Annotated in this window: 11 protein-coding genes; 7 read left to right on the plus strand and 4 right to left on the minus strand. The window is 40.6% G+C overall.

The features are described from left to right. The first annotated feature begins 48 nt into the window (after positions 1-48). The gene (locus tag PSF28_RS20860; protein ID WP_210836429.1) at positions 49-924 is read left to right on the plus strand and encodes a pirin family protein; all 876 of its coding nucleotides are present in this window, start codon (positions 49-51) and stop codon (positions 922-924) included. A 44-nt stretch (positions 925-968) separates the two neighbouring features. Here PSF28_RS20860 and PSF28_RS20865 read toward each other — a convergent pair whose 3' ends face one another. Continuing rightward, positions 969-1,874 carry a LysR substrate-binding domain-containing protein gene (locus PSF28_RS20865; RefSeq protein WP_272685598.1) on the minus strand — a complete coding sequence of 302 codons (906 nt, stop codon included), beginning with the start codon at positions 1,872-1,874 and terminating at the stop codon, positions 969-971. A gap of 185 nt (positions 1,875-2,059) precedes the next feature. Here PSF28_RS20865 and PSF28_RS20870 point away from each other — a divergent pair, with 185 nt between their 5' ends. Further along, positions 2,060-3,745 carry an ABC transporter ATP-binding protein gene (locus tag PSF28_RS20870; RefSeq protein ID WP_272685599.1) on the plus strand — a complete coding sequence of 562 codons (1,686 nt, stop codon included), beginning with the start codon at positions 2,060-2,062 and terminating at the stop codon, positions 3,743-3,745. Next, positions 3,738-5,372 (plus strand): ATP-binding cassette domain-containing protein, encoded by a 1,635-nt coding sequence (locus PSF28_RS20875; protein ID WP_272685600.1) that lies wholly within the window; start codon positions 3,738-3,740, stop codon positions 5,370-5,372. Before PSF28_RS20870 ends, PSF28_RS20875 begins: the two co-directional genes overlap by 8 nt. 91 nt (positions 5,373-5,463) lie before the next feature. On the opposite strand, the gene yiiM is transcribed toward PSF28_RS20875, so the two are convergent. Together yiiM and sodA are read right to left on the minus strand one after the other, a co-directional pair. Next, entirely contained in the window at positions 5,464-6,141 is a 678-nt protein-coding gene (gene yiiM / locus PSF28_RS20880) for a 6-hydroxyaminopurine reductase (protein WP_210836421.1), read from the minus strand. Positions 6,142-6,279: 138 nt separating this feature from the next. After that, on the minus strand, positions 6,280-6,906 hold the full coding sequence (gene sodA / locus PSF28_RS20885; RefSeq protein ID WP_004906628.1) for a superoxide dismutase [Mn]: 627 nt from the start codon (positions 6,904-6,906) through the stop codon (positions 6,280-6,282). 417 nt (positions 6,907-7,323) lie between these two features. On the opposite strand from sodA, the gene acs reads away from it, so the two are divergent. The 4 genes from acs to PSF28_RS20905 all read left to right on the plus strand — a co-directional run bounded on the left by acs (position 7,324) and on the right by PSF28_RS20905 (position 12,065). Continuing rightward, entirely contained in the window at positions 7,324-9,279 is a 1,956-nt protein-coding gene (gene acs / locus PSF28_RS20890) for an acetate--CoA ligase (protein ID WP_115166313.1), read from the plus strand. A gap of 195 nt (positions 9,280-9,474) precedes the next feature. Beyond that, complete coding sequence (locus PSF28_RS20895; RefSeq protein ID WP_004906633.1) at positions 9,475-9,786, plus strand: DUF485 domain-containing protein; 312 nt, start codon at positions 9,475-9,477, stop codon at positions 9,784-9,786. Then, entirely contained in the window at positions 9,783-11,432 is a 1,650-nt protein-coding gene (actP, locus tag PSF28_RS20900; RefSeq protein ID WP_272685601.1) for a cation/acetate symporter ActP, read from the plus strand. The genes PSF28_RS20895 and actP overlap by 4 nt, the downstream gene beginning before the upstream one ends. 141 nt (positions 11,433-11,573) lie before the next feature. Further along, the gene (locus PSF28_RS20905) at positions 11,574-12,065 is read left to right on the plus strand and encodes a 3-deoxy-7-phosphoheptulonate synthase (protein WP_272685602.1); all 492 of its coding nucleotides are present in this window, start codon (positions 11,574-11,576) and stop codon (positions 12,063-12,065) included. Between the two features lie 119 nt (positions 12,066-12,184). Here PSF28_RS20905 and PSF28_RS20910 read toward each other — a convergent pair whose 3' ends face one another. After that, positions 12,185-12,613, minus strand: a complete 429-nt coding sequence (locus tag PSF28_RS20910) for a hypothetical protein (RefSeq protein ID WP_210836413.1) — start codon at positions 12,611-12,613, stop codon at positions 12,185-12,187. Positions 12,614-13,183 lie beyond the last annotated feature (570 nt).

Below are 13,183 nucleotides of genomic sequence, written 5' to 3' on the forward strand. Positions count from 1 at the left end.
TTTGCTCCTTTATTATTCAGTCATCAAAACAATTTTAGGAGCAAAACCATGAAAAAAATTATTGGTATCTATCAATCTCCTCGCAGCCATTGGGTCGGAGACGGCTTTCCTGTCCGTTCAATGTTTAGCTATAACGATCATGGGAAATACCTCAACCCATTCCTTTTGCTCGACAGAGCGGGGCCTTTTGATTTCCCAAGCTCAAATTCAGCAAACAGGGGGGTTGGCGAGCATCCACACCGTGGGTTTGAAACCGTTACAATAGTGTATGATGGCGAAGTGGCTCACCATGACTCTACGGGGGAAGGCGGTGTGATAGGCTCAGGTGATGTTCAATGGATGACTGCGGCATCGGGTATTTTACATCAAGAGTATCAGTCTGACGCCTTCATGAAACAAGGTGGCACTCTTGATATGGTACAACTGTGGGTTAATTTGCCAGCAAAAGACAAATCAGCGGCCCCCGGCTACCAGCTGTTAGAAAGCCATAGTATGCCAAAAGTCGCATTACCCAATGATGCAGGTACACTGCGAGTGATCGCGGGTGACTATTTAGGCAATAAAGGGCCAGCAAAAACCTTTAGTCCATTAGATGTATGGGATTTGCAGCTGAACAAAGGTAAAACGGTAGGTATCCCAACCAAAGCGGGACGCTATGTCGGTTTAGTCATGTTACGTGGTTCAATATTTGTTGATGGTCGTTCCGCTTTAAACGAAGGGGAGCTGATGATCCTCGACGATACAGACAGTAATATTCTGTTAGAAGCCACAGAAGATGCCTTAGTACTGTTGCTCAGTGGTGATCCCATTAACGAGCCGGTTGTTGGTTACGGCCCCTTTGTGATGAATACTATGCAAGAAATCAATGAAGCCGTGAATGATTTCAACAGTGGGAAATTTGGCCGCATTCCTGAAACACAGTAAATGAGAAATATTTCCCTGATAGCCTAATGTGCTATCAGGGAAATTTATTTCACTGACGGCGAAATATTATCTGCTAAATGATTTAATAATAATTGGATTGATGGCAACAACCCTTTGCGTGATGGATATACCGCATGAATGATGTCTTCAGGAAACTGCCATTTCGGTAATATCTCTATCAATTTCCCTGATTCAATATCTTTTTCTACCACACCATAAGGCAACCTTGCGATCCCAACCCCTTTGCATGCCGCATGGTATAGCGTTAAGACATCTGTTGTCGCTAACTTAGGGGTAAAATGCTGCGTAAAGCTAAGATCGTGACTATTTTTGAGGGTCAACGTGTAATTTTGTGAGTGCTCTGTATTCGCTAACATCGGGTAATCCACCAGCTTTTCTGGCTCTGTGAGTTCACCGTGCTCTGCGAATAACTGCGGGCTAGCCACTAAGATACGCCGTGAATATCCAAGTACTTTCATCATTAAGCCAGAATCATCTAATGGCAATGAACGCACGCGAATAGCTAAATCCAACCCTTCACTAATCACATCTACAGGGCGGTTAACTGCTAAAATTTGAACATCAATATCAGGGTACTTTATCATAAAATCTACAAGTAATTCTTTGAGATAGACTTGTAACAGTGCGACTGGACACGATAACTTGATCGTTCCTTTAGGGTGTGACTGAACGGAACAAATCAATTCATGAGCAACTTCAGCTTCATCCACCACATTTTTACACTGCTGATAAAAAACTTGCCCCACTTCCGTGACATGAAACTGGCGAGTAGAACGGTAAATCAATGAAACATTAAGGTTTTTCTCTAAGTCTGCAATACGTCGACTCAATTTAGATTTAGGGATCCCTAGAGCCAAACCCGCTTGTGAAAAGCCACCATATTCCACAACTTTCACAAAATAGTAGAGATCATTTAAATCATATTGCATCTCACCCCCTCAATATTCTTAATCGCAATATCGCCATCTTACTAAAAACCCCAAAAAAGCGCTTTAAAAATGAATTCCGCCAATAAGGCCTGCAAACAAAACAAATAGTCTGGTAAGCAAAACAACTAATTCACGATAACAAAGCGAAATAAATTAAAGTTACCGATTCGCTATGGAGGTTTAGCATGTACCGCGCACTTTGGGAATTACTTCGTCCCTATCGCTTCACACTATTATTTGCACTTATTTTACAAGCCATCGCAGGCCTCTGTTCACTCATTCCATTGATAGCAATTAGCCAAATTGCCAACGCTTCCGTTCATCAATATTATGAATGGGTTGTTATTGCATCCATAGGGGGTGTGAGCTGGCTAATTTGCCAAACTTTTGCTCTGTATTTAACACATCAAACTGATAACCATCTCTGCCACCAACTCAGGCTACAACTTCTGGATAAAGTAGAAAAACTCCCTCTAAACCACTTTGCCCAACATGGTCGAGATGGCTTTTTGCAAATAGCTGATCGTGATGTCCGTTCGCTACATCAATTAACCGCTCATGCCCCCGCAGATATCACAAAATTAATTATCGTCCCAATAACAGCAACTCTCATCCTATTATGGCAAAATACACTACTCACCATTTTTTGCTTGATGCCATTAATCACCTCGGTTTTTTTATTTAAACAAATGCGTTCTATACGTTATCAGGCGCTATATACCTCACGTAACCAGACAATGAGCGCCCTGTATGAACAATATTCTGAACTTGCAGATAACCCGCTACAGGCAAGGCAATATCCCAATCAATCCATTCAAAAAAAAGCATCACAAGCGTTATACCAATTTGAAATCGCCTTTAAGCGATGGATAAGTAAAATAGGCGCCTTGAGCTCACTGACCCAAGTCGGAATCAGCAGCACATTGCTGTCATTATGGGTTATTTTTGGGGTTTCATTACTCTCTGAGCCTGTACCTCTCGCTCAAGTCATTTTATTCATTCTATTAATTAGCAGTATTGCTGCCCCCGTTGCTGCAATGGGGCATGGTGCAGACGCTTTGAACCTTGCTGTTAGCGCATCAGAACGTATTCGCCAACTTCTAGCTGAACCGGATATGCATTACGGAGAAAAGGAAATTACTCCATCCCAAGGTGAGCTCAAACTTGCCCAAGTTGACGTTAGAATAGGTGATAACCCAATATTATCGAATATTAATATCACCGTAGCACCCAACGAATTTATTGCTATTGTCGGAACATCTGGAGCGGGAAAAAGCACCTTAATACAACTTATGGCGCGCTTTTTAGACCCAACAAAGGGAAATGTCCTCTTTAACTCAATTCCATTACCACTGCTATCATTAACTAGTTTGAACCGTACGGTTTCCATCGTCATGCAAAGCACTTCGCCTCTGCCTTGTTCTGTACGTGAAAATCTACGGCTATTTGCCCCAAACGCCACTGAAGATGACATGTACCGTTACCTTGGTGAACTCAATTTATTATCACTGGTAAAACAACAACCTAAAGGGCTGGATGCTGTAATAGAGCAAGATGTAGTGTTATCCGGTGGAGAAGCCCAACGCCTCGCGATTGCACGAGCGTTGCTATCACCAGCGCCTTTATTGCTGCTTGATGAACCAACATCCGCACTTGACCCACAAAATGCACAGCGGGTGCTTAATTTATTGCACAGCGAGCCGCGAACTTGTGTATTCGTTACCCATGACTTAAACAGCTTGAATCTAGCAGACCGCATCTTATTGTTAGACAACGGAAAATTAATCGCACAAGGCTCGCATCAACAACTTTCAATACATTCGGAACCCTATCAGCAACTTTTACGTGCATTGGAGGAGAACTGTGCTTAAACGCTTATTGTACACCGTACGTAATGCTATATTTTGGATGACGCTAAGCGCTATTTTAGAAGGAATTAGCGGGTTATTTTTATTTGTCGTTATTTTAGATTGGCACCTTGATACCTCTATGCCATTAATACTATTCACTCTTTCTAGCTTAACGACACTCGCCGTAACATTTATAGCCACCCAGAAAGGCTATTTTGCAGGGGGATTGGTGATGCGCTATCTTGCTACGGCACTTATTCGCCATCTGCCCCTTTCATTGCAACCCATTTCAAACAGCAACCAATTAATTTCAGGACCTGTATCACAGGTTATGTCTGTCCCCGCACATTTGCTCCATCCTATTATCAGTGGGTTAGTCACGCCCTGTACTATCGTGATTGGCGTGTTAGTCTATCAAGGTACATTTGGCGCTATTTTACTGTTTATACTCCTTTTGTTATTAATCTCTTTACGCTTATCTGCCAGAAAAATTGCCTTTTTTGAACGAGCAGCTCATGAATCAGAACAACAAGCAATGAGTGCACTCAACCAATATGCGCTCCACCAGCCATTGATTCGTCGCTCAAATACCCATTATGAGCAGCTGCATCCCAAATTTGCCTTAGCATCCCAGTATCAAACTCAGAGACAGCTACAACGAAGAAGCTTGCCATTTCACTTATTATTTTCATTGATGGTACAAACCGCGTTTATTACGCTCTTTGGGTTCGGTATTTATTTAGTTGATCATGCAAAGATGCCATTAAATATGTGGCTAGCAGGGTTAGTTTTATTAGCGCGCTTAATTGAACCTATGTGGTTACTTTCTCATTTAGACCAATCAATTAGGCAAATGAAAAAAGCAATTCAACGAATCGAAAAAGCCTTGCAGGCTCCGGTGTTAACATTTCCTTATCGTTCATCAACACCCACTATCGATAGCGTTAGCTGTGAACAGTTATCATTTTACAGTGATAATAAAAAATGCATTTTAAGAAACATAGGTCTTAGCTTTAAGGAACATACGCTTACCGCCATTGTAGGGCCATCCGGAGCAGGAAAAAGTACATTATTAAGCTTACTCGCTCGCTTACAAGACCCAACACATGGCAGTGTGAACTACGGTAATAAAAATATTAAAAACCTATCACAAGAAATATTGTGTGCTCGCCGGGGAGTCTTACTTCAAGATAGCCGTTTATTTTGCGGTAGCGTACGCCAAAATTTGGCACTTGATAATGATAATATTGATGACCGGGCAATCAGTGCATTGCTGACTCAACTTAATTTCACTGCCAATCATACGCTCTTAGAAAAAGAGGTAGGTGCCGGTGGTATGCTACTTTCTGGAGGACAAAGACAACGGCTGTGTATTGCAAGGCTGATTCTACAGCATCCTAATATCATTTTAATGGATGAACCAACAGCAAGCCTTGATAACATCAATACTGCCTCCGTGATTGACCTTATTATTCAAGCAAAACAACAAACACGTATCATCGTCACCCACCAGCCTAATCTAGCCCGACAAGCGGATGAAATTGTGTATATGGAGAAAGGAAAAATTATCGCTCAGGGAACACATCTCGAATTAATGGCGAATATCCCGTGGTACCAACAGTTTATACAACAAACGCCTAAGACATAGGCATTTTCAGTATCGCACGTTATATTGCTAGCAAGCGCTTATGGATAAAAACTCTCTTTGCTATAAGCGCACAATGGCTTTTCACCTGTGATTAACGCTTACCAAACAACCGGTGCTTAAACTCTTCGATGCGGTGGTTATCTAAACGGTTCTGCATGGTTAAGCTCCAACTTGCGGATAACCCTGCGGCACTTAACAGGCGCTGGTATAGTTCCTCATCATAAGGGGCATGAAATGCAATCATAATGGCTTCTTGTACTGAAATATCACTATTGCGGCTCAATAGCGCTAATGGCGAATTTTCACTAACATTGCCTGTTTTAATGACACGGTACAACCAACCACAACGCCCATTGTCTTGCATTATTTGTGCAAAATTTTCAATTCCCGTTAACCCATTGAGCTTATAACAAGGGGAACGGGGTTGAGTGACCTGAATACGCGCATCACCCCATGCAAAAATATCCCCAATAAATACGTTTTCTTCAGTCATACCCAACGTTGATATATTTTCCCCAAATGCAGAGGCAACAAATAAATCGGCTAAATCAGGATATGCATTGACCCAGAAATCATAATGGTCACGTGGATAATGACAAAGTGCTCTATCAGGCCCACCATGGTGGCGTTTTTCAGCTTGTTCATCACCATCAAGCCCCAATTGCCCTAATACCAGTAACCCGTCGGCAGCTTGCTTATGGATAGCGCTGTGCCCACAAGACTGGGTTGCTTGGACTTTACCGATAAAGACTTGGGGATAATATGACATGAACAGTGCTCTCCACTTAGCAAAGTAATAGAACTTCCATCATAAAGAATGCCAGTAGAGATAACAATCAGATGGGCTACAAAATAAAAAAGCGCAGCATTAATGCTGCGCTTATGGCAAATAAATTATCTTATAAAATTATTTAGCTTTTGCTGCAAAACGTGCCGCTGCTTCATCCCAGTTCACAACTGACCAGAATGCTTTAATATAATCAGGGCGGCGGTTTTGGAATTTCAGGTAATAAGCGTGTTCCCACACGTCTAAACCGATAATTGGGTAACCAGATACGCCTGAAATAGCCTCACCCATTAATGGGCTGTCTTGGTTAGCAGTTGAAACGACAGCTAATTTACCGTCATCTTTCAGAACCAGCCATGCCCAGCCAGAACCGAAACGTGTTGCAGCTGCTTTTTCAAACAGTTCTTTAAATGCATCAACGCTACCGAAATCACGCTCAATCGCAGCTTTCAGTTCGCCTTTTAATTCAGTACCTAATTTCAAACCTTTCCAGAACAGACTATGGTTTGAGTGGCCACCTGCGTTGTTACGAACAAACGTACGTTGATCAGCTGGGATTTGGTCCAATTTTTGAATCAAAACATCGATATCTAAACCCGCTAATTCAGGCAGTTTTTCTAACGCTGTATTGGTGTTAGTCACATAGGTTTGATGGTGCTTAGTATGGTGGATTTCCATGGTTTGCTTGTCAAAGTGTGGTTCCAGCGCATCATAAGCATAAGGTAAAGCAGGTAATGTATAACTCATATTATTGTCTCCAGTGACGTAAATACCGCTATGTTTCTCATTTTTACCACAAGGCTCATAGGGTAAACACTTGCGTAACTTCGCACCTTGTGAATTACTATCTATTATAGTTATTTTACTGTTAATGAAAATCATTATCAAACCCATAGTAAATATATGGATATTTATATTCGCTATGAGAACTCCTTTATTCAGTAACTAATACCAATAACCCCATCGTTTATTTTTCTTTAAATCTACCTTTTATTATATTTTTAGCTTTATATTTCAATTTGATATTTAGCATCAAATGATAATCCTGCAAATCTCATTACAATTAATACGTGATCTTCCGCGCAAAAGAAAAACAAATTTAAAAATCGTGCTTTAGTTAACCATTTTTTGACATAGTATTAACATCTGCAAGGAGATAATAATATGACTCAAATAACTAAACATCCCGTTCCTGCTGAAATTGCAAAAAATGCCCTGATAAACGAACAACAGTATAACGATGAGTACCAACGCTCGATTCAAGACCCTGAAGGATTTTGGGGCGAAAAAGGAAAAATCGTTGATTGGATTAAACCGTATACACGTGTCAAGAACACCTCTTTTGACCCCGGCCATATTGATATCCGCTGGTTTGAAGATGGTACATTAAATTTAAGTGCAAACTGTTTGGACCGCCATCTGGCTGAAAAAGGCGACCAAACTGCGATTATTTGGGAAGGCGATGACCCCTCATCGTCAAAAAATGTCACTTACCGCGAACTGCACCATGATGTTTGTCAGTTTGCTAATGTTTTGAAACAACAAGGTATTCGTAAAGGCGATGTTGTCGCCATTTACATGCCGATGGTTGTTGAAGCTGCTGTCGCGATGCTGGCTTGTGCTCGTATTGGAGCGATACATACAGTCATTTTTGCTGGTTTCTCCCCTGAGGCGGTCTCTGGTCGCGTTATTGACTGCAAAGCGAAGCTAATCATCACTGCAGATGAAGGCTTACGAGCGGGTCGTGCAATTCCATTAAAGAAAAATGTGGATGACGCACTCGCTAACCCGCAAGTCACTACGGTTTCTAATGTGATTGTTTACCAACGCACAGGCAACGCACCGAGCTGGGTAGAAGGCCGTGATCTCTGGTGGCACGACGTCATCAAAGGGGTCAGTGCAGATTGCCCTCCAGAAGAAATTAACGCAGAAGACCCGCTATTCATCTTATATACCTCTGGTTCTACAGGTAAGCCGAAAGGCGTTCTGCATAGCACTGGCGGTTATTTAGTCTATGCCACACTGACATTTAAATACACCTTCGACTACCATCCAGGTGAGGTCTATTGGTGTACTGCAGATGTGGGCTGGGTTACAGGCCATAGCTATTTGTTATATGGGCCATTATCCAATGGTGCTAAAACATTAATGTTCGAAGGGGTACCTAATTACCCAGCAGTTAACCGAATGAGCCAAGTGGTTGATAAACACCAAGTCAATATCCTTTATACTGCTCCAACTGCTATCCGTGCATTAATGGCCGAAGGAGATAAAGCCATTGAAGGTACAGATCGCAGCTCATTACGAATTCTCGGTTCAGTGGGGGAACCCATTAATCCTGAAGCTTGGGAGTGGTTCTACAAAAAAATTGGTAATAGCCGCTGCCCAGTAGTTGATACATGGTGGCAAACCGAAACAGGTGGTTTTATGATCACACCACTTCCAGGGGCAACCATGTTAAAGCCAGGGTCTGCAACATTGCCATTCTTTGGTGTTCGCCCTGCATTAGTCGATAACCTTGGTGAACCTATCGAAGGCGCCACAGAAGGTAACTTAGTGATTGTTGATTCATGGCCGGGCCAAGCCCGAACCTTATTTGGCGATCACGAACGCTTCGAGCAAACCTATTTCTCAACCTTTAAAGGCATGTACTTTAGTGGTGATGGTGCTCGTCGTGATGAAGATGGTTATTACTGGATCACAGGCCGTGTTGACGATGTACTGAATATTTCGGGCCACCGTTTAGGTACCGCAGAAATAGAATCAGCACTCGTTGCACATCCGAAAGTGGCTGAAGCTGCCGTGGTCGGTATTCCTCATAATATTAAAGGCCAAGCAATCTATGCTTATGTCACATTAATATCTGGGGTTGAGCCATCACCAGAGCTATACACCGAAGTTCGCAACTGGGTTCGTAAGGAAATCGGCCCTATTGCCACCCCGGATGTACTTCACTGGACGGATTCACTACCCAAAACCCGTTCCGGTAAAATCATGCGTCGCATCCTACGAAAAATTGCATCAGGAGACACCAGTAATTTCGGAGATACCTCCACGCTGGCCGACCCTGGTGTTGTCGAAAAACTACTCGAAGAAAAACAGTCTATGAGTATGTCATAACGCCAAAAGGCCAACTCATAGAGGCGGCCTTACATACATCCCAACAAGATGGTTTACTCTAAATAATTCGAGGGGTAGCTAGGCGACAAGCGAACGAAGCACGAGGGGCATACATAAGTATGTAACTCGTGTGAGTGAGTGTAGTCAACAAAGCTGCAATTTGAAGTATAACGAGTATAACAGAGGAGAACTCTGATGAATGCTACTGCTTACGAAAAGGTAGAGGATAACCCTCGCTTTAAAGAACTGGTTAGAAAACGTAGTCGCTTTTCATGGTTGTTATCAATAATAACGCTCGTGCTGTATGTTGGTTTTATTTTTCTTATCGCTTTTGACCCAAGCTGGCTTGGAACACCAATATCCGAAGGTTCATATATCACAAGAGGAATCCCTGTTGGTGTAGGGCTGATCGTCATTTCATTTGTACTAACGGGGCTTTACGTTATCCGAGCTAACGGTGAATACGACCGTTTAACGGCAGAAATTTTAAAAGAGGTAGAAAAATGAAAATATTGCTCTCACTCATTCTCTTTTTTACCTCCTCAATGGCGTTTTCCGATGCATTGACAGGGGATGTTGAACGCCAGCCTGTGAATATTCAGGCGATTGTGATGTTCTTACTGTTTGTCGGCTTTACCTTATATATAACTTACTGGGCGTCAAAAAGAACGCGTTCTCGCTCTGATTACTATACTGCAGGCGGGAAAATTACCGGTTTCCAAAACGGGATGGCTATCGCTGGCGACTTTATGTCTGCAGCCTCCTTTTTAGGGATCTCCGCCCTAGTTTATACTTCTGGCTACGATGGCCTGATTTACTCGATTGGCTTCTTAATTGGCTGGCCGATCATTCTATTCTTAATTGCCGAGCGCTTACGTAATTTAGGTCGTTATACCTTCGCTGATGTCGCTTCTTATCGATTAAAACAAAGACCAATTCGTATTCTATCTGCGGTTGGCTCTCTGGTTGTTGTTGCACTGTATCTTATTGCTCAAATGGTTGGTGCGGGTAAATTAATTGAATTGTTATTTGGTCTCAATTACCACGTCGCGGTTGTTATTGTGGGTATATTGATGGTGCTATATGTCCTATTTGGTGGAATGTTAGCCACTACTTGGGTTCAAATTATTAAAGCCATCTTGTTATTAGCTGGTGCAACATTCATGGCTGTTATGGTTATGAAGCATGTTGGCTTTAACTTTAATACCTTATTTAAAGAAGCCGTAGAAGTTCATAAAAATGGTATTGCTATCATGAGTCCTGGAGGGCTGGTTTCCGACCCGATATCCGCCTTATCCCTTGGCTTAGCATTAATGTTTGGTACAGCTGGCCTTCCTCACATTATTATGCGATTCTTCACCGTTAGTGACGCTAAAGAAGCACGTAAAAGTGTGTTCTATGCCACTGGATTTATCGGTTACTTTTACATCTTAACCTTTATTATTGGTTTTGGTGCTATCGTTCTTGTAAGTTCCAATCCTGCATTTAAAGATGCTGCTGGGGCATTAATTGGTGGCACCAATATGGCCGCAGTACATCTTGCTGATGCAGTTGGTGGTAATTTCTTCTTAGGCTTTATTTCTGCAGTTGCATTCGCCACCATCCTTGCTGTTGTTGCTGGTTTAACCTTAGCAGGTGCCTCCGCGGTTTCTCATGACCTATATGCGATGGCAATGAAAAATGGTAAAGCTGATGAAAAAGATGAATTACGCGTATCTAAAATTACCGTTGTTATCTTAGGTTTTGTTGCCATCGGGTTGGGCATTCTGTTTGAAAAACAAAACATTGCCTTCATGGTCGGTTTAGCTTTCTCAATTGCAGCAAGTTGTAATTTCCCAATCATTCTACTCTCAATGTACTGGCGCAAACTGACCACTCGTGGAGCATTGGCAGGGGGTTGGTTCGGTTTAATTACCGCCGTTGTCTTAATGATTTTAGGGCCAACTATCTGGGTTAGTATTCTTCATCATGAAAAACCAATCTATCCTTATGAATATCCAGCAATCTTTTCCATGGCCGTGGCATTTATTGCTTCATGGTTATTCTCTGTAACAGATAATTCAGAACAAGGGAAAATGGAAAGGGAGCGCTTTAAAGAACAATTTATTCGTTCACAGATTGGGCTTGGTATTGAACAAGGAAAATCGCATTAACGTCGATCGCTCATAATTATATAGAATAAAAAACGGCTATTTATGCCGTTTTTTTTATTCTATATAACGTAAATAATTAAATAACAATGAATAACAATGAATAACAATGAATAACAATTATATATCAAATAGTTAAGAGGGATAAAAAACCCTATTGGTATCAAATGCGGACTAAATATCACATCAGATACGTTGCTGAAATTAATAAAGAAATTAAATCCTAGTCAAGAGAAAGGAAAAATAGTTCTCATCATTAGAATGGGAGCAGGGGTTATTAAACAAAAGCTCCCTGCTCTCATAAAATCAATTCAGTCCAGTAGAGAGCCTGTCATTTTGATGATTGACCCTATGCATGGTAATACTAAAAATGCCAAAGAAGGATATAAAACACGCTATTTTACGGATATTACTGATGAAATGATTCAGTTCATTCATATATTAAAGGAAGCAGGAGTACATCCAGGAGGTGTCTACTTAGAAATGACAGGACTAGATGTTACTGAGTGCACTGGGGGTATTCCTGAGATCAGCGAAGAAGATATTAGTTATAAGTATAAGTCATTATGTGACCCTAGACTCAACAGAATGCAATCTCTCGAAGTTGCATACCTTCTAGGTAAAAACTGGAATTAGTTATTTTTATTAACCTAGCCCTCAATGTGGGGCTAGCCTTTGCAATAGATAAAAAAATCCCCCAACTAACTAAAAGTAGCCGAGGGATATGCAAACATTTATTAGATTATTAGTGTGTGCTAATTTGCATAGTGCAGTCTTTCTCTACTAGCCCAATCTTCAACAAGTGAATAAGTACTTGATGGGTTTGCCTTTCTCTCTTCTTGAAGGCTCTTAAACTCTGCTTTATTTTTTGGCGTATAACACATCAATAATTGGTCTAATACAATATGCTTCTCAGCAAATTTAGAATCCATTTTTAGACGCTTATACAATGTGTATGTGATGATAGCACTAACCGCCAACATGGAGATCACAGCGACAAAGCTGTAATCTATTCCAAAATAAATTCTTGCTGTATTTAATAGTAAAAATGGTACAAAAAACATCACAAGTATAGAAAGAATAATTGCACCATCTTGCCCATTGTTAAATTCGTTTTCTTTCTGCTTATTTACAGAAAGAATTTGATCAAAAATCTTATGATTAGCGCTTTTTGCCTTTTTCATGTTACCCACCTTTGATACACAAATCATATTTACATGAAATACAGTCAGTTAATAATTACAGCTTATGTTATTAACGACACCTTGGACTGTGTTCTTTCCATTGAAAATTCTATTTATAAACAAATTTTATATCTAATGTAATATCTTAAGTTGATTTACTCATTATAAGTACAATAAAATAAAACATCAATTTAACAATTTTTATATATAAAAATAACCATTCGAATGAATTTTAGACGAAATTTTAAAATGGTGATAAACTACTTTTTTATCAGAAAAAATAGCTTATAACACCTTATCTATTGATATTATTAATATTTAAATGATAAACACATACTGTTTGTACAGCCAAATTAACACCATAAAAACCATAAAATAGAAAAAACCCAAACAAGCAAAGTAGAGTAAATCGATGAACTAATCTTACTAATTCATTATTTATTTTAATAGATTATAATTTATCTATCGGTAGGGTGTATAAATGAATTCATTTATACCTATTTAAGAGATGATGGTTCAAGCTAACCTTCGCTGCTTAATTTTCTTTTTTAAGTGAACTGTTACTTATTT

The organism is Providencia sp. PROV130 (genome assembly GCF_028482225.1).
In the GTDB taxonomy this organism is placed as follows: domain Bacteria; phylum Pseudomonadota; class Gammaproteobacteria; order Enterobacterales; family Enterobacteriaceae; genus Providencia; species Providencia rettgeri.